This window comes from Serratia proteamaculans (assembly GCF_008830365.1).
Classification (GTDB): domain Bacteria; phylum Pseudomonadota; class Gammaproteobacteria; order Enterobacterales; family Enterobacteriaceae; genus Serratia; species Serratia proteamaculans.
In genome coordinates this window covers 737201-753951 of sequence record NZ_WBKI01000002.1, presented here as the reverse complement: position 1 = coordinate 753951, position 16751 = coordinate 737201, and the positions used below count along the sequence as shown (strand labels likewise).

Annotated in this window: 16 protein-coding genes; 9 read left to right on the top strand and 7 right to left on the bottom strand. The window is 57.9% G+C overall.

Translation table 11 applies throughout. From position 1 onward, the window contains the following. Positions 1-35: 35 nt before the first annotated feature. Positions 36-656, bottom strand: coding sequence for a tetrathionate respiration response regulator TtrR (gene ttrR / locus F8R23_RS12585; RefSeq protein WP_151415680.1), 621 nt, complete (start codon positions 654-656; stop codon positions 36-38). After that, positions 631-2388: a tetrathionate respiration histidine kinase TtrS gene (ttrS, locus tag F8R23_RS12580; protein WP_129935977.1), complete on the bottom strand. Its 1758-nt coding sequence runs from the start codon at positions 2386-2388 to the stop codon at positions 631-633. Before ttrS ends, ttrR begins: the two co-directional genes overlap by 26 nt. 153 nt (positions 2389-2541) lie before the next feature. On the opposite strand from ttrS, the gene ttrB reads away from it, so the two are divergent. From ttrB to ttrA, 3 genes are read left to right on the top strand one after another with little or no spacing between them, the layout of a single operon-like run. Beyond that, positions 2542-3276, top strand: a complete 735-nt coding sequence (gene ttrB / locus F8R23_RS12575; protein ID WP_151415679.1) for a tetrathionate reductase subunit TtrB — start codon at positions 2542-2544, stop codon at positions 3274-3276. Further along, on the top strand, positions 3273-4331 hold the full coding sequence (gene ttrC / locus F8R23_RS12570; protein ID WP_129935973.1) for a tetrathionate reductase subunit TtrC: 1059 nt from the start codon (positions 3273-3275) through the stop codon (positions 4329-4331). The genes ttrB and ttrC overlap by 4 nt, the downstream gene beginning before the upstream one ends. Next, positions 4324-7407: a tetrathionate reductase subunit TtrA gene (ttrA, locus tag F8R23_RS12565; protein WP_151415678.1), complete on the top strand. Its 3084-nt coding sequence runs from the start codon at positions 4324-4326 to the stop codon at positions 7405-7407. Before ttrC ends, ttrA begins: the two co-directional genes overlap by 8 nt. A 46-nt stretch (positions 7408-7453) precedes the next feature. Here ttrA and F8R23_RS12560 read toward each other — a convergent pair whose 3' ends face one another. Further along, positions 7454-8008, bottom strand: a complete 555-nt coding sequence (locus tag F8R23_RS12560; protein WP_129935969.1) for a SadB/YajI family lipoprotein — start codon at positions 8006-8008, stop codon at positions 7454-7456. A gap of 186 nt (positions 8009-8194) precedes the next feature. On the opposite strand from F8R23_RS12560, the gene nrdR reads away from it, so the two are divergent. The 6 genes from nrdR (at position 8195) to pgpA (ending at position 12323) form a co-directional block, all read left to right on the top strand. Continuing rightward, complete coding sequence (gene nrdR, locus F8R23_RS12555) at positions 8195-8644, top strand: transcriptional regulator NrdR (protein WP_004949256.1); 450 nt, start codon at positions 8195-8197, stop codon at positions 8642-8644. 10 nt (positions 8645-8654) lie between these two features. Next, entirely contained in the window at positions 8655-9764 is a 1110-nt protein-coding gene (gene ribD, locus F8R23_RS12550; RefSeq protein ID WP_099062297.1) for a bifunctional diaminohydroxyphosphoribosylaminopyrimidine deaminase/5-amino-6-(5-phosphoribosylamino)uracil reductase RibD, read from the top strand. A gap of 119 nt (positions 9765-9883) precedes the next feature. Next, positions 9884-10354, top strand: coding sequence for a 6,7-dimethyl-8-ribityllumazine synthase (ribH, locus tag F8R23_RS12545; RefSeq protein ID WP_099062296.1), 471 nt, complete (start codon positions 9884-9886; stop codon positions 10352-10354). Between the two features lie 20 nt (positions 10355-10374). Continuing rightward, a complete protein-coding gene (gene nusB / locus F8R23_RS12540) occupies positions 10375-10791 on the top strand; it encodes a transcription antitermination factor NusB (protein ID WP_085115442.1) in 417 nt (138 codons plus the stop codon). A 52-nt stretch (positions 10792-10843) separates the two neighbouring features. After that, on the top strand, positions 10844-11827 hold the full coding sequence (thiL, locus tag F8R23_RS12535; RefSeq protein ID WP_129938626.1) for a thiamine-phosphate kinase: 984 nt from the start codon (positions 10844-10846) through the stop codon (positions 11825-11827). Next, on the top strand, positions 11769-12323 hold the full coding sequence (pgpA, locus tag F8R23_RS12530; protein ID WP_176979003.1) for a phosphatidylglycerophosphatase A: 555 nt from the start codon (positions 11769-11771) through the stop codon (positions 12321-12323). The genes thiL and pgpA overlap by 59 nt, the downstream gene beginning before the upstream one ends. Before the next feature lie 43 nt (positions 12324-12366). Here pgpA and F8R23_RS12525 read toward each other — a convergent pair whose 3' ends face one another. The 4 genes from F8R23_RS12525 to xseB all read right to left on the bottom strand — a co-directional run bounded on the left by F8R23_RS12525 (position 12367) and on the right by xseB (position 16661). Next, positions 12367-13341 (bottom strand): aldo/keto reductase, encoded by a 975-nt coding sequence (locus tag F8R23_RS12525; protein ID WP_129935965.1) that lies wholly within the window; start codon positions 13339-13341, stop codon positions 12367-12369. Positions 13342-13448: 107 nt separating this feature from the next. After that, a complete protein-coding gene (dxs, locus tag F8R23_RS12520; protein ID WP_151415677.1) occupies positions 13449-15314 on the bottom strand; it encodes a 1-deoxy-D-xylulose-5-phosphate synthase in 1866 nt (621 codons plus the stop codon). Positions 15315-15471: 157 nt separating this feature from the next. Continuing rightward, complete coding sequence (gene ispA, locus F8R23_RS12515) at positions 15472-16392, bottom strand: (2E,6E)-farnesyl diphosphate synthase (protein WP_151415676.1); 921 nt, start codon at positions 16390-16392, stop codon at positions 15472-15474. 5 nt (positions 16393-16397) lie between these two features. Then, positions 16398-16661 carry an exodeoxyribonuclease VII small subunit gene (gene xseB / locus F8R23_RS12510; RefSeq protein WP_129935961.1) on the bottom strand — a complete coding sequence of 88 codons (264 nt, stop codon included), beginning with the start codon at positions 16659-16661 and terminating at the stop codon, positions 16398-16400. Between the last annotated feature and the right edge of the window lie 90 nt (positions 16662-16751).

Sequence of the window (16751 nt, the reverse complement as noted above, 5' to 3'; positions counted from 1 at the left end):
GCCGGTCGGCTTATTCCGACCGGCATTTTTTTTGCCTACAGGCGGCTAATCCCGCTCTCTGGGGGTTTGGTTAACGTCAATTGGTTGAGCGATTTCACCAGCTCCGCCAGGCTGGCGGCCTGCATTTTTTCCATCACTCTGGCCCGATGCACTTCAACGGTACGCACCGCGATAAAGTGACGATCGGCGATCAGTTTATTGGTCATTCCCGCAGCTACGGCACGGGCTATTTCACGCTCACGTGGCGTCAGCGCACTGAAACGCTGCTGTAGCTGATGGCGTTCAAACCGGTATTGAGAATGGGCGATCCCGCGATCCAGCGCTTCGATCAGCGGCGCGGCGGCAATCGGTTTTTGCAAGAAATCCACGGCCCCCAGCTTCATCTCCGTCACGGCCATGGCAATATCACCGTGACCGGTGACGATCACCACCGCCAGCGTACTTTCCTGCCGACGCAGTTGTTGATGAACCTGTTGCCCGTCCATGCCCGGCATCCGAATATCCAGCATCACCACACCGCATTGATAAAGACTGACCTGGTCGACGAACTTTTGGCTGTCGTGCCAGATCTGCACCCGATAGTTCAGCCCCTCGAGTAAAAAGCGGCAGGCGTCGGTAACGGCTAAATCGTCATCGACCAGATGTATTAACGCCATGGCAGGTTTCCTGTTGGATCACGGGGAAGTACAGGGTCACGCGCAACCCTTGCTGTAGAGAATCGGAAAAATAGTTTTCCAGTGTCAGATCTCCGCCCTGGTGCTTCAGCAACCGCTGGCAGATCACCAACCCCAGGCCGAGGCCTTCCTGCTTGCTGCTGCGAAAGGGCACGAACGGCAGTGTCAGCTGTTCGGTGCTCAAACCGCCGCCGTCATCTTCAACCATCAGTCGTTGCTGGTGGGAGTCGGTTTCCAGCCGAAGGGTGATGTGTTGGGCACCTGCTTGCAGGCTGTTACTCAGCAAATTAGTGAGCACTTGCTCCAATAGCGTCGTCTGGCTATACAACTGGCTTTGAGCCGGGATGGCCAGGGTTATGCGGCACAGCGGATACTGTTGTTCTATCTGCATCAGTTTAACCAGGTGTTCCACCAGCGGTCGCAATAACAAGGGCTGCGCGTTTTCATGGTGCGGAGTCTTGCTGGCCCAGCGGCGTAAATTAACAATGCTTTCCGCGCCCCGCTGCGCCTGCTGACCAATCTGTTCGAGGATCGGCAGCAGTTCATGCTGTCGATCGCTGCGCTCAAGACGAATACGGCAGCCCTCCGCATAGTGCCGGATCGCCGCCAGCGGCTGGTTAAGCTCGTGAGCAAAGCCGGACGCCATCTCCCCCAGGGTACTGAGGCGTTGTGCCTGAGCCAGCGCGGTTTCTCTGGCGCGCAGCGTCTGATGCATCTGTTCGAGCTGACGCCCGCGACGGCGTACCAGATGACCAATCCACAGATGGTTAGCGCCGAGCAACAGCATCCCGCCGAAGATGCCACCGAGCAACAGCAGGTGTTGTTGTGCCCAAAGGGTCACCTCCTGCCAGAGTGAGCGTTGGCTTGGGTGGATATTCAAATCGCGCAGTAGCTGATTAACCTGGCGGGATGACGCCGGGGCGCCCCAAACCGGCAGGCCGGGGGCGTTCATCTGCAGTAACTGGCGGGTTAACTCATCTGCCAGCCGATCCGGGACGTGGTTCAGGGCGGCAAATGACCAGTTGGGATACAGATCGGTGCTGGTCAGGCAGGTCTGGCCACTGTGTTTTGCCAACAGGGCGCGGTAATCACTGGCTTGCAGCAACCCTTCCGCCTGCATTTTCTCCAACAGACAAACCGGCACTATCACCGCATCCAGCGCCCGATCGCGCAACTGATAAAGCAGGGCATCCGCCGGGTAACCGCTGAAATGCAGTTGCAAGTCTTTCTCCGGGTCAAGGCCCGCGCCAAGCAGTTCTTTATATCCCAGCAGGTAGCCGCCAAAGGCGTCAGCGGCGACGGCACCGACCTTTTTACCGACTAACTGGCTGGCCATAGTGGTTGGGCTGTCGTGGCGCACCAGTATGACGCTACCGACCACGTTGCCCGAGGCCTGTTGCGGCTGTTGGGAAGAACGCAGCGAAACCAGCCAGCGTAGCGGGTAGCGGTTATCCAACTGGACATATTGCGCCGGGTTGGTGAGCAAAAAGTCCACGTGTTCATTACGGACCGCCTCATCCATACCGGCCAGGCTTAGCGGCAACAGTTGGAAATGATCGCCGGGAAACTGGCGATTAAGGTGATCGGCCAAGGGTTGCCACTGGGCCAGTGCATGGGCATCGCCGCGCAGCGCCAACACCGCGATGGTCCATTGTCCCGCCCAGGCAGCATTTAACCAACCGCCCAGCAACAGGATTAGCGCTGCTCTTTTCACATCGTCTCCACTTTTATGATCCACATCACCGGGTTGAATTGTCCTGGATCAAGCCGCCGTGGGGAATGTGGTAAACCACAATATTGGCGGTCGGTCGCTGTTTTTACACTCCTTTGTATCAGTTCCCCGGCGGATACTTATTGGGAGAAATCAATGGACAGTGGAAAGCGGCAGTTTTTACAACGACTCGGTGCATTGACCGCCGGCGCAGCTCTGGTGCCGCTGGCGCAGTCAGGCTGGCAGTTGCAACCCGCGCGGCGAGAAGGTGACAGCAAAAAGCGCATGGCGATGCTGATCGACCTGCGCCGCTGCATTGGCTGTCAGGCCTGTACGGTCAGCTGTGCGGTGGAAAACCGGTTACCTCAGGGGCAATTTCGCACCAGTGTACTGCAATATCAGGTCAGCCTGACGGGGCAGGGCTCAACCACCAACGTTTTGTTACCCCGGCTGTGCAACCACTGTGACAATCCGCCCTGTGTGCCGGTCTGCCCGGTGCAGGCGACTTTCCAGCGTCAGGACGGCATTGTGGTTGTCGACAATACCCGCTGCGTCGGCTGTGCCTATTGTGTACAGGCCTGCCCTTATGAGGCCCGGTTTATCAACCATGAAACCCAGACCGCCGACAAGTGTACTTTCTGTGTGCATCGGCTGGATGCCGGGCTGTTGCCTGCCTGCGTCGAGTCCTGTGTCGGTGGTGCGCGGATGATTGGCGATCTTAACGATCGGCAAGGTGCATTAAGGCGGGCTCTGGATGAGCATCAGGCACAGCTCAAGGTCCTGAAACCCGAACAGGGGACACATCCTCAGGTGTTCTATCTGGGGCTTGATGAGGCATTTGTCAGTCACGTCCGGGGACAACCGGCGCTGTGGCAGGAGGTGTACCCATGATCCGCGAAATTATGGCTCGCCCGCAGGAGATCGCCTGGTTGCCCTGGGCGGTGCAGTATTTTTTCTTTATTGGCCTGGCATGCGGCAGCATCATGATTGCCGTCTGGCTGCGCTGGCGCGATCCGCAGAACTCATCCCGGCTGGAGCTGGCCGCCGTCTCACTGGCTGTGGTGAGTGGCACCGTGGCGCCGATGGCCCTAAGCGCGGACTTACATCAGCCCGCCCGCATCTGGCATTTCTACGCCTACTTTACCCCCTGGTCGTGGATGTCGCTCGGCTCGCTATTTTTACCGCTGTTTACCCTGCTGGTGGTCAGCTATTTCATTTTGCTGTTGCGGGGGCAGTTGCGAGCGAAAAGCCTACCGTTGTGGGCACGCTGGTTACAGTTCCGACCGGCATGGTGTGAAGATAAATGGCTGCGCGGGGTGGCATTGGCCACTTTGCTTTCGGCGTTCAGTATCCTGCTCTATACCGGACGTGAGGTTTCGGTGCTGCGGGCGCAGCCGCTGTGGTACAGCCTCTGGTTACCCTGGCTACTGTTACTGACCGCTATCCAGGCCGTTCCGCCGCTGTTGGCTTATTGGCTGCGTCAGGAGCCGCAATGGCAGCCGCGCCTGGCTCGCTATCAGGCAGTCAGCCTGCTGCTGTTGTGCCTCTCCGCTCTTGGTTGGTGGCTGGATGGCAGCAGGTCCTCCGTCGCATTGCACTCGCTGGCGACTCAGGGGGCCGTCTGGCTCTGGACAGGTATCGCTTTTGTCGGTTTGACCCTGTTGCTGTTGGCGCTGGCATGGCGAGCACGCATTCAGGCGTTGGGCTCTAATGGGCTACGGGTGCAGTGTGTCGCAGCGCTGCTGCTGTGCTGGGGCGTGCGTTGGATGCTGCTGATGCAAACCCAGACGCTGCCCAAGTTCAACGTATTGACCAATCCTTATGTGTTACCCCTCGGCAGCGAAGGGCTGTTGGCTATCCTGGGCACTTTAGGTTTGTGGATAGCTTTAATCATTGGAATTCGTGAACTACAGCATGGGCTGATGGAGAAAAAATACTATGGCTAAGTCAACGCGGCGTCAGTGGTTAAAAGGCGGGCTCGCCCTGGGTGGATTGGCAGTGTTTGGTGCCAGTTACAGCGAGATGGTGCAGAAAGTGTTTACCGGCCTGCGCGACGGCAGCAGTGGCAAGTTGACGCTCGACCGGATCAGCGCCAACTCGCTGCCGACAGAGGGACGTCGGCACCCGGATGGCTGGCAGGCCAATCCACAGCAGGCGGTGTCCATGACCCAATGTTTTGGCTGCTGGACGCTTTGCGGCCTGCGGGTCAGGGTGGATCGCGACAGTAATCAGATTTTGCGCGTGGCGGGTAACCCATATCATCCATTGTCTCATGACCATCATTTTCCCTATTCTTTGCCGGTGAGTGATGCACTCAACCGTCTGGGGGGCGATGAAGGTCTTGAGCAGCGTTCCACCGCCTGCGCCCGTGGCGCGACCTTGCTGGAAGGGTTGACCAGCCCCTATCGCGTGCTGGAACCGATGAAACGGGTTGGGCCACGCGGCAGCGGGCAGTGGCAGCGCATCAGTTTTGAACAGTTGATCCACGAAGTGGTCGAGGGCGGCGATCTGTTTGGCGAAGGGCCGGTTGAGGGGCTGAGAGCGATCCGCGATCTCGAAACGCCGCTCGACCCTGAGCAACCTTCGCTGGGGCCAAAGGCCAATCAGTTGCTGGTCACCAACGCCGGTGATGAAGGGCGGGACGCTTTTATCAAACGTTTTGCGCAAAACGCCTTTGGGACACGTAACTTCGGCCATCATGGCGCTTATTGCGGACTGGCCTACCGGGCGGGATCCGGGGCATTAATGGGCGATTTGGAAACCAATGCGCACGTTAAACCGGATTGGGACCATTTACGTTTTGGACTGTTTCTCGGTACCTCGCCGGCGCAGTCCGGCAACCCATTCAAACGTCAGGGGCGTCAGTTGGCCAACGCCCGTCTGCGCGATGAGTTCCGTTACGTGGTGGTGGCACCGGCATTGCCATTAACCACCACGCTGGCCAACGATCACAACCGTTGGGTCCCGGTGTTGCCGGGTACCGATTCCGCGCTGGTGATGGGCATGATCCGTTGGATCATCGAGCAGGAGCGTTATAACGCTGGCTACCTGGCGCTGCCCGGCGAAACCGCCATGCAGGCGGCCGGTGAAAAGAGCTGGACCAATGCCACACATCTGGTGGTGATGAATGACGATCATCCGTTGTGCGGTCAGTTTTTGCGCCAGGTACATTTGGACGGCGGCGCAACCGGAGAGGCCGAAAGTCCGCCTTTGGTCTGGGATACGCAGCGGGCTGAACCGGTGTCGGCCAACCAGGCGCTACAGGGCGCGTTGCGGGTGGAGCAACAGCTGCGGCTGGCCGACGGTTCACAGGTCCAGGTTCGTTCGAGCTTTCTCTGTCTGCAGCGGGCGGCTGAGCGCTTCACGCTGGCTGAGTACAGCACCCGTTGTGGCGTTAGTGCCGAGACCATTGCTGCCCTGGCCAGGGAGTTTACTTCCTATCAGCGGCAAGCGGCGGTGATCGCCCATGGCGGTATGATGAGCGGCAACGGCTTCTATAACAGTTGGGCGGTGATGATGCTCAATGCGCTGATCGGTAACCTGAACCTTAAGGGCGGCGTCTCGGTCGGTGGTGGTAAGTTCAAAGAGTTTGCCGATGGGCCTCGCTATAACCTGAAGAGCTTCCCCGGCATGGTGAAACCGAAAGGGCTGGTGCTGTCGCGCAGCAAACAGGCGTACGAGCAATCGGACGAATATCGCCGCAAACTTGAGCAGGGTGAAAAACCTTATCCGGCGCGCGGGCCCTGGTACCCGTTTGTCGCGGGTCAGTTCACCGAGCAACTGGCTCCGGCGCTGCTGGGATACCCCTACCCGCTGAAGGCCTGGATCAGCCATATGGGTAACCCGCTGTACGGCGTTGCCGGTCTGCGCGAGGTGGTTGAAAGCCGGCTGAAAGATCCCCGCCAATTGCCGTTGTTTATCGCGATCGACGCTTTTATTAACGAAACCAGCGCCCTGGCGGATTATATCGTGCCGGACACCCATAACTTCGAGAGCTGGGGCTTTACCGCGCCCTGGTCCGGCGTGATGGTGCGGGCAAGCACTGCACGGTGGCCAGTGGTTCCGTCGCGAACTGCGACCACGGCGGACGGTCAGCCGGTGGCACTGGAAAGCTTTGTTATTGCGTTGTCGAAGGCGATGCAGTTGCCGGGGTTTGGCGATGCCGCCTTGCAGGATGCGCAGGGGAATGCCTGCGGCTTGCACAACGCCGAAGATTATTATCTGCGTGCTGCGGCCAACGTGGCTTTTGCTGGTGAGCCATTGCCGGAAGCGACGGAAAGCGAGCTGCGGCTGACCGGGGTGGATCGCCTGCAACCGGCGTTGGATAGGGTCTTGAAAACGGATGAGCGGTTGCGGGTCGGCTATATGCTGGCGCGTGGTGGACGTTTCGCGCCTTATGAACAGGCCTGGCGAGGAAATGAAACCGGGCCGCAGTGGAAGAAAGGGCTGAATATCTGGAACGAAGAGGTGGCGCGCCATCGTCATGCGATAACCGGAGAACGTTATAGCGGCTGTCCGACCTATTATCCGCCGCGCTTTGCCGACGGTTCCGACGTTGGGGAGCACTATTCAGAGGAGGCATGGCCGTTCCGCCTGATGTCGTTTAAGTCGCACCTGATGAGCAGTTCAACGGCACCGATCGATCGCCTGCGCGCGGTGAAACCGGTCAATCTGGTGGCGCTTAATCCGGCCGATGGTGAGCGTTATGGCCTGCAGCATGGCGATCGGGTGCAGTTGCAGACCCCGGGCGGCAGCGTTGAGGCGCAGATCAGCTTGCTGGATGGCGTGATGCCCGGCGTGATTGCTATTGAGCACGGTTATGGCCATCGCGAGATGGGGGCGCGAGCGCATATGCTGGATGGTCAACTGCTGGCCGCCGATGCGCGCATTGCCTCCGGTATCAACTTAAACGACCTTGGGTTGCCCGATCCGACCAGAGAGATCAGCAATAGCTGGCTTGACTGGGTCAGCGGTGCGGCGGTGCGCCAGGGGCTACCGGCAAGGCTGCAACGGTTGGGTTAAGCTGATGGCCCACTCTCGAGATGGGTTGAGTGTGGGCCTGGCCTGGTTAGTTTGCTGCGGCTGCCGCTGCAGTGGGTTCTACGCTGTGCAGTCGAACATAGCCCAGTTGATCTGGCGTCAGGCCACTGAAACGCAGCTCAAAACTGTGCTCCGTTTTGGGTAGCAGCGAGTCCGCACTGGCGATCGGCTGAGAAAGCGCATCGGCCGTCAGTGGCTTGCCGGTGGCCGCATCCAGTTGGCCCCATTCCACTATGGCTTTGAAGGCCGGCAGCGACGCCTGCGAAAGCGTGCGAACGTGCAGCATGGCCTGGGTGCCGTTAGCCTCGCTCTTCACGTGGCTGAGTGACACGCTCAGTTCACCGAGACTGCTGTGCAGGCGAGCGCCGTTATTGGCCGCCGGCAGCAGGTAAACGCCGCTGGTGGAGTTTTGGTTCAACTGGTTTTGCTGTTCCAGCGCCGTGGCCTGGTTAGTCAGGGTGGTTAATTGCTGATTCAGTGCAACCACCTGATTATGCAGTTTTGGCACTTCGCGAGTTTGCGCGCAGCCTGCCAGCAGTACCAGTGTGCCGAGCAGGAAAATCTTGGGGTAACGGGTTGTCATGGCGGGGATTTCCTATTCAACTTCTCCTGTTATCAGCTTAGTCCGCCTGGCCGGGAAAGTCATGTTAACCCTCGTTTTGACCGCCGTTGATAACGGGTCTTCGCAACAAATAACCGACGGCCTTTGTTGTAACCGCACTTCGGGGTAAACTGTTCTTAACTATGAAAACGTTTATCAGGACGTGTTATGCATTGCCCTTTCTGCGCCGCCGTTGATACCAAAGTCATTGATTCCCGCCTGGTGGGTGATGGTTCGCAGGTGCGCCGTCGCCGCCAATGTTTGGTTTGTAATGAACGCTTCACCACTTTTGAAGTGGCTGAGCTGGTGATGCCGCGGGTAATCAAAAGCGACGAAGTCCGTGAGCCTTTCAACGAAGACAAGCTGCGTCGCGGCATGCTGAAGGCGTTGGAAAAACGCCCGGTCAGCTCTGACGACGTGGAAAACGCGATCAACCACATTAAATCCCAGTTGCGCGCCACCGGCGAGCGTGAAGTGCCGACTAAGCTGGTCGGTAACCTGGTGATGGACGCGTTGAAAAAGTTGGATAAAGTGGCCTATATTCGCTTTGCTTCGGTCTACCGCAGCTTTGAAGATATCCGTGAATTCGGCGAAGAGATCGCCCGTCTGCAGGACTAAGGGACCTTTGATGCATAACGACGAATTGTATATGGCACGCGCCTTTGAACTGGCGCGATTGGGCCGTTTCACTACCGCACCGAATCCCAATGTCGGCTGCGTTATCGTGCGCGATGGTGAAATCGTCGGAGAAGGTTACCATCTGCGCGCCGGTGAACCCCATGCGGAAGTGCATGCGCTGCGCATGGCGGGCGAAAAGGCGCGTGGTGCCACCGCTTATGTCACGCTGGAACCCTGCAGTCATCATGGCCGCACGCCACCCTGTGCCGATGCGCTGGTGGCTGCCGGCGTAGCCCGGGTTGTGGCGGCGATGCAGGATCCCAACCCAGAGGTTGCCGGTCGTGGGCTGTACAAATTACAGCAGGCGGGGTTGGATGTCCGCCACGGTTTTATGCTGGCGGAGGCCGAAGCGGTGAATCTGGGCTTCCTCAAACGGATGCGCACCGGCTTTCCTTATGTACAACTCAAGCTCGGCGCTTCACTGGATGGCCGCACGGCGATGGCTTCCGGCGAAAGCCAATGGATCACCTCACCGCAGGCGCGTCAGGATGTACAGCGCCTGCGGGCGCAAAGCGCCGCGATCCTCAGCACCAGCGCTACCGTGCTGGCGGATGATCCGTCACTGACGGTACGTTGGGATGAGCTGGACGCCGAGACGCAAAGCATTTACCCGCGTGAAAACCTGCGTCAACCGCTGCGTATTATTCTGGATAGCCAAAATCGTGTCACCCCGCAGCATCGGGTGGTGCAACAGCCGGGGCCTACCTGGCTGGCACGCCTGCAGCCGGATCGGCAAACTTGGCCGCAGGATGTCGAGCAACTGACCTTCCCGGCGCACGGTGGCGGGGTCGATCTGGTGGTGATGATGATGCAACTGGCGAAACGTCAGGTGAATTCCATCTGGGTCGAGGCCGGCGCGCAGTTGGCCGGTGCCTTGCTGCAGGCCGGGTTGGTCGATGAGCTCATTTTGTATATCGCGCCAAAATTGTTGGGTGATAATGGCCGCGGCCTGTGTCACCTGCCGGGCCTCGAGCGCCTGGCTGATACACCGGAGTTCGTCTTTAGCGAAGTACGGCAAATCGGCCCTGATTTACGGCTGCGATTGAAGGCAAAATACTGAATGTAACGTCCGCTTGCCGGGACGGTCGTCGTTTTACAAAACCGCCCGCGCAGGCTGATAAAGAATGTGATAGAATCCGCCCCCCTGCGGGGTATTGAACCCATTTTTAAGGAAAGCCCATGAAAGTTATCGAAGGTGTTGTTGCTACTCCAAATGCCCGTGTGGCGATTGCAATTGCACGTTTTAACAATTTCATCAATGACAGCCTGTTGCAAGGTGCCATCGACGCACTGAAGCGCATTGGTCAGGTTGCTGACGACAACATCACCGTTGTCTGGGTCCCGGGCGCTTACGAGTTGCCGCTGACTGCACGCGTGCTGGCTAACACCGGCAAATACGATGCAGTGATCGCACTGGGCACGGTTATCCGTGGGGGCACCGCGCACTTCGAATTTGTCGCGGGCGAAGCCAGCTCCGGCCTGGGCAGTGTTTCTCTGAACACTGAAATCCCGGTTGCCTTTGGCGTGCTGACGACCGAAAGCATCGAACAGGCTATCGAGCGTGCCGGCACCAAAGCAGGCAACAAAGGCGCTGAAGCGGCTCTGACCGCACTTGAAATGATTAATGTTATCAAAGCTATTAAAGCCTGAATTTAGTTAAGGGGAATTCCGTGAAACCTGCTGCTCGTCGCCGCGCTCGTGAGTGCGCTGTTCAAGCGCTTTACTCTTGGCAGTTGTCTAAAAATGACATTGCCGATGTTGAACACCAGTTCCTGTCGGAGCAAGATGTCAAAGATGCAGACATCGCCTATTTTCGGGAGCTGTTGTCCGGCGTAGCGGTGAATGCAGGTCTGCTGGATAGCCTGATGGCACCTGTCCTGTCGCGTCAGCTCGAAGAGCTGGGCCAGGTAGAAAGGGCCGTTCTGCGCATTGCGCTATACGAGCTGAAAATGCGTGAGGATGTACCTTACAAGGTGGCAATCAACGAAGCGATCGAGCTGGCGAAAACCTTCGGCGCTGAAGACAGCCACAAGTTTGTGAATGGCGTGCTGGATAAAGTGGCACCAAGCATCCGCAAGAAAAAATAAAAAATTAAGGCCGGTATCCCCGGCCTTAATTTCTTCTATTGGAATATCGACCATGGCATGTGGCGAATTTGACCTCATTGCCCGCTATTTTGACCGGTTTAAGAGTCTGCGCCGGGATGTACAGTTGGGCATTGGAGATGACTGCGCACTTCTGACAGTGGCAGAAAAACAGCTTTTGGCCGTCAGTACCGACACTCTCGTTTCGGGCGTTCACTTCTTGGCGGATATCGATCCCGCCGATCTCGGCTACAAAGCACTGGCAGTTAACCTGAGCGACCTGGCGGCCATGGGCGCCGATCCCGCTTGGCTTTCATTGGCACTAACCCTGCCGGACGTGAATGAGCCCTGGCTGAAGGCGTTCAGCGACAGCCTGTTCGAACAACTTAATTATTACGGCATGCAGTTGATTGGCGGCGATACCACTCGCGGTCCGTTAAGCATGACGTTAACCATTCACGGCCTGATCCCAGCCGGGCGGGCATTGACCCGCAGCGGCGCGCGCATCGGTGACTGGATCTACACCACAGGTACGCTGGGTGACAGCGCCGCGGGGCTGGCTGTGCTGCAGGACCGTTTGCAGGTGGCAGATACCGAAGCACGCAATTACCTGCTTGGCCGCCATTTGCGGCCGCAGCCACGGGTGTTGCAAGGGCAGGCGTTGCGCGATCTGGCCAGTTCGGCGATTGATATTTCGGATGGCCTGATTTCCGATCTGAAGCACGTGCTGAAAGCTTCTGATTGCGGGGCACGCATCAATCTCGATGAGCTGCCGCTGTCGCAGGCGTTAAGCAGCCATACGGACGCTGATCAGGCACTGCGCTGGGCGTTGACCGGGGGTGAGGATTACGAACTGTGCTTCACCGTGCCGGAAATCAACCGCGGCGCGCTGGAAGTGGCGTTGAGCCATCTGGGCGCTGACTACACTTGCATCGGCCAAATTGGTCCGCTGTCTGAAGGCATCAAGTTCTACCGCAACGATGAAGTGGTGGAGCTGCCATGGCAGGGTTTCGATCATTTCAGTGAAGGGCAGGCGTAACATGGATGAAGCTAAACGCCGCTTGCGGATGAGCAATCCGTGGCACCTGTTGGCCACCGGATTCGGTAGCGGTTTGTCGCCGGTGATGCCGGGCACCATGGGGTCATTGGCAGCGATCCCGTTCTGGCTGCTGCTGATCCAATTGCCATGGCAACTGTATTCGCTGTTGGTGATGTTCAGCATCTGCATTGGCGTCTACCTGTGTCACCAGACCGCCAAAGATATGAAGGTACACGACCACGGCAGCATCGTCTGGGACGAATTTGTCGGTATGTGGATCACGCTGATGGCGCTGCCGGTCAATGACTGGCAGTGGGTTGCGGCGGGTTTCGTGATTTTCCGTGTTTTGGATATCTGGAAGCCGTGGCCAATCCGCTGGTTTGATCGCAACGTGCACGGCGGCATGGGGATCATGGTCGACGACATTGTCGCCGGGGTGTTTTCTGCCGGTATTATCTACCTGATTGGCCACCACTGGCCGCTTGGGTTGCTCTGATCTTGAGGGCGTAGTTCAATGCTACGCCCTTGAACCCTCTGCGTTATTCAAATCCTGTCACGTGGTGCGGTACATAAGCCGTTTCCAGCTCGGCAATCTCTTCCGGTGTTAACTCAAGATCGACGGCGGCGACGGCGTCCTCCAGATGATCATGGCGTGATGCGCCGATAATCGGTGCGCTGACAACCGGCTTGCTCAACAGCCACGCCAGGGCGACTTGCGCACGCGTCACACCGCGTTCTTCAGCAATACTGGCCACGCGTTCGGCAATGATGGCATCGATACCTTCGGTTTCATCGTACAGATTTTTACCGACCTGATCGGAGACCAGCCGCGCGGTCGTTTCGCCCCAGGGGCGGGTTAATCGACCCCGTGCCAGCGGGCTCCACGGCAGCACCGCAATGCCCTCGGCGGCACACAGTGGCAGCATTTCCCGCTCCTCTTCACGCTGGATCAGGTTGTACTGGTCCTGCATGCTGACGAAGCGCGTCCATCCGTGCAGATCGGCGGTGTACAACGCCTTGGCGAACTGCCATGCGTACATTGAGGATGCGCCGATGTAGCGTGCCTTACCGACTTTCACCACCTCATGCAGCGCTTCCAGTGTTTCCTCCAGCGGCGTTTCATAATCCCAGCGGTGGATCTGCAGCAGATCAACGTAATCGGTGCCCAGCCGCTTGAGGCTGTCGTCGATGGACTGCATGATTTTGGCGCGCGACAGGCCGCGTTCCAGATTGCTCAGGGGGAAGTAGACTTTGGTAGCGATCACCACCTGGTCGCGGCGGGCATAATCGCGCAGTGCCCGGCCGACGATCTCCTCACTGCTGCCATCTGAGTAGCTGTTGGCGGTGTCGAAGAAATTGATACCGGCATCCATCGCCTGTTTCAGCAGTGGTCGGCTGCTTTCCTCCGGTAACGTCCAGGCATGGTTGCCGCGGCTGGGTTCACCGTAGGTCATACAGCCCAGACAGATGCGTGAGACGTTCAGGTCGGTGTTACCCAATTTCAGATACTTCATGCTTGCCTCCCGGTGTCAGCACAGAACTTTAACTGTAGCGGATTTTCGGACGGCAGAAACAAAAACGCCCCCGCAAAGCGGAGGCGTTGATCAACCCGGCGCGAGGATTATTGCGCCAGCCAGGTCTCAATTTGCCGTTGTATACCGGCAGCGTCCAGACCCAGATCGCTACGGACTTCTTCCTGACTACCCTGGGAGACAAAGTAGTCCGGCAGGCCGATATTCAGCACCGGAACTACGCGGCGCTTGGCCATCAGCAGCTCGTTCACACCACTGCCAGCCCCTCCCATAATGGCGTTTTCTTCCAGCGTGACCAGCGTGCCGTGGCTGGCTGCCAGTTCAAGTACCAACTGTTCATCCAGTGGCTTCACAAAGCGCATATCCACCAGAGTGGCGTTGAGGTTTTCTGCTACCTGCGCGGCTTCCGGCAGCAATGTGCCGAAATTCAGGATCGCCAGCTTTTCACCCTCACGACGAACAACGCCTTTGCCGATCGGCAGAGAGTTGAGAGGTTCCAGTGGTGCACCGGTACCATTGCCACGCGGATAACGCACGGCGCTTGGGCCTTCGTTATAGTGATAGCCGGTGTACAGCATTTGACGGCACTCATTCTCATCACTTGGCGTCATGATCACCATGGTCGGGATGCAACGCATAAATGACAGATCAAAGGCTCCCTGGTGAGTCTGGCCGTCAGCGCCGACAATACCGCCGCGATCGATGGCAAACATCACCGGCAGCTTTTGAATGGCGACATCGTGGATCAACTGATCGTAAGCGCGCTGCAGGAAGGTGGAATAAATCGCCACCACCGGCTTATAACCGCCAATGGCCAAACCGGCAGCGAAGGTCACCGCGTGCTGTTCGGCAATCGCTACGTCAAAATATTGCTGCGGATAGTCGCGGGAGAACTGCACCATGCCCGAGCCTTCACGCATGGCCGGGGTGATGGCCATCAGCGAGCTGTCTTTGGCGGCGGTTTCACACAGCCAGTCGCCAAAGATTTTTGAATAGGTCGGCAGACCACCGGCGCTTTTTGGCAGGGTACCGCTGGCCGGATCAAATTTCGGCACCGCGTGGAAGCTGATCGGGTCTTTTTCCGCCGGGGCGTAACCACGGCCTTTTTTGGTCATGATGTGCAGCAGCTGCGGGCCTTTCAGGTCACGCATATTTTTCAGCGTGGCGACCAGCCCCTGGACATCGTGGCCGTCGACCGGACCGATGTAGTTAAAGCCCAGCTCTTCGAACAGCGTGCCCGGTACCACCATGCCTTTCAGGTGCTCTTCGGTGCGCTTGACCAACTCTTTGATTGGTGGCAGGCCGGACAACACTTTTTTACCGCCCTCACGCAGGGTGGAGTAGAGCTTGCCGGACAGCAGCTGCGCCAGATGGTTGTTCAGCGCGCCGACGTTTTCCGAAATCGACATTTCGTTATCGTTCAGTACCACCAGCATATCCGGATCGATATCACCCGCGTGGTTCATGGCTTCAAACGCCATACCGGCGGTGATGGCGCCATCGCCAATCACGCAGACCGTGCGGCGATTTTTGCCTTCACGCGCAGCGGCTACGGCCATGCCGAGACCGGCGCTGATCGAGGTGGATGAGTGGCCAACCGACAGAACGTCATATTCACTTTCCGCACGCCACGGGAAAGGGTGCAGACCATTTTTTTGGCGAATGGTGGCAATTTTATCGCGACGTCCGGTCAGGATTTTATGCGGGTAAGCCTGGTGGCCAACGTCCCAGACCAGATGATCGAAGGGGGTTTGGTACACATAGTGCAACGCCACCGTCAGTTCGACGGTACCCAGCCCGGAGGCAAAGTGGCCACTGGAGCGGCTAACGCTGTCCAGCAGGTATTGCCGAAGTTCGTCACACAGCTTCGGTAGGCTCTCTTTTGGCAGCGAACGGAGTTCATCGGGATTTTCCGCTAGCGCCAGGGTCGGGTATTTGGCTATATCAAGACTCATTCGATACTCATATCAGAGGATTTTACCCTTCATCTTTCAAGGTGCAGCGGTGTTGGCCGCCTTTTCTCACCCCCGTCACTGGAATGTCCAGCTCCAGGGGATTCGCTCAGTTGCCGCCTGGCTGCAACTTGAAATCTATTGGGTATCACGTCACACGTTAATTGTCGCGTTCAATAATGAAGCTGGCTAACGCTTGCAATGGCGCTGTGTTATAAGATTGTGCTGCCAAAGTGTCTAATGCAGCTAAAGCTTCCTGATAGAGATCCCACGCTTTTGCTTTCGCGCTGTCAAGCCCGAGCAAAGCTGGATAGGTACTCTTTCCGTGTTGCTGGTCCGCCCCCTGGCGTTTACCGATTTTTTCGGTTTCGCCGACCACGTCCAAAATATCATCCTGCACCTGGAACGCCAGGCCAATCGCAGCGGCGTAGCGGTCAAGCTGCACCAGTGCGGCACGGCCAGGTTGACCTGCGGCTAACGCCCCCAGGCGAACAGCTGCGCGAATTAACGCACCAGTCTTATGGCGATGGATCTGCTCCAGTGCTTCCAGACCAATCTGCTGGTCCTCGGCTTCGAGATCCAACGACTGGCCGCCACACATGCCGGCAACACCGCTGGCGGTCGCCAGTTCGGAAACCATCGCCAGCCGATCGCGCAGCGCCACGTCGGGCATCTCGGCATCGGCCAGAATGGAAAATGCCAGCGTCTGCAGTGCATCGCCGGCCAAAATGGCGTTGGCCTCACCAAATTTGATGTGGCAGGTCGGTTGACCGCGACGCAGGTCGTCGTCGTCCATGGCCGGTAAGTCGTCATGAATCAGTGAATAGGCGTGAATGCATTCTACCGCAGCGGCGGGCGCATCCAAATTATTCAGTGATACGCCAAACATCTGCCCAGTGGTGTACACCAGGAATGGACGTAGGCGTTTACCGCCCAGCAGCGCGCCGTGACGCATTGCTGCCACCATATTGCCATCGTTGAACGGCAGCGGCGCGATAAAATCCAGCAGCGTGCGGTCGGCCCGCTGGCGCAAGGCCTGCAACTGGTCAGAAAAAGCGGTCTGTTGGACAGTTTCGGACATGGTAATTACTCGGCATCCGGTGTGAAAGGCGCCAGCGCGGCATCATCGGCGCTGTCGTTAAGCAAAATCTGTACGCGTTGCTCCGCCTGCTGCAATTTCTGCTGGCCCTGACGCGCCAACTGTACGCCGCGTTCGAATTCATTCAGCGCGTCTTCCAGCGGTAGCTCACCCGATTCCAGACGCGTCACGATGTTTTCCAACTCGCTGAGGGAGTTTTCAAAGCTGACGCTTTGCTCTGTACTGTCTGATTGTGTAGGTTTTTTTGGCATAATTTTCTTTTTACATCATCATGTGAACAGTGGCGCCAGAGCCTATCTTAGCGGCTCTTGATTGGCAAATCATGGCGCACAAGTGTGGTT

What these genes read in the sequence shown, in the direction of transcription:
- ttrC (WP_129935973.1), top strand. Translation starts at nt 3,273, where the DNA reads ATGATCCGCGAAATTATGGCTCGCCCGCAGGAGATCGCCTGGTTGCCC.
- nrdR (WP_004949256.1), top strand. Translation starts at nt 8,195, where the DNA reads ATGCATTGCCCTTTCTGCGCCGCCGTTGATACCAAAGTCATTGATTCC.
- ispA (WP_151415676.1), bottom strand. Translation starts at nt 16,392, where the DNA reads ATGTCCGAAACTGTCCAACAGACCGCTTTTTCTGACCAGTTGCAGGCC.
- ribD (WP_099062297.1), top strand. Translation starts at nt 8,655, where the DNA reads ATGCATAACGACGAATTGTATATGGCACGCGCCTTTGAACTGGCGCGA.
- xseB (WP_129935961.1), bottom strand. Translation starts at nt 16,661, where the DNA reads ATGCCAAAAAAACCTACACAATCAGACAGTACAGAGCAAAGCGTCAGC.
- F8R23_RS12525 (WP_129935965.1), bottom strand. Translation starts at nt 13,341, where the DNA reads ATGAAGTATCTGAAATTGGGTAACACCGACCTGAACGTCTCACGCATC.
- ttrB (WP_151415679.1), top strand. Translation starts at nt 2,542, where the DNA reads ATGGACAGTGGAAAGCGGCAGTTTTTACAACGACTCGGTGCATTGACC.
- ribH (WP_099062296.1), top strand. Translation starts at nt 9,884, where the DNA reads ATGAAAGTTATCGAAGGTGTTGTTGCTACTCCAAATGCCCGTGTGGCG.
- pgpA (WP_176979003.1), top strand. Translation starts at nt 11,769, where the DNA reads ATGAAGTGGTGGAGCTGCCATGGCAGGGTTTCGATCATTTCAGTGAAG.
- ttrA (WP_151415678.1), top strand. Translation starts at nt 4,324, where the DNA reads ATGGCTAAGTCAACGCGGCGTCAGTGGTTAAAAGGCGGGCTCGCCCTG.
- thiL (WP_129938626.1), top strand. Translation starts at nt 10,844, where the DNA reads ATGGCATGTGGCGAATTTGACCTCATTGCCCGCTATTTTGACCGGTTT.
- dxs (WP_151415677.1), bottom strand. Translation starts at nt 15,314, where the DNA reads ATGAGTCTTGATATAGCCAAATACCCGACCCTGGCGCTAGCGGAAAAT.
- ttrR (WP_151415680.1), bottom strand. Translation starts at nt 656, where the DNA reads ATGGCGTTAATACATCTGGTCGATGACGATTTAGCCGTTACCGACGCC.
- F8R23_RS12560 (WP_129935969.1), bottom strand. Translation starts at nt 8,008, where the DNA reads ATGACAACCCGTTACCCCAAGATTTTCCTGCTCGGCACACTGGTACTG.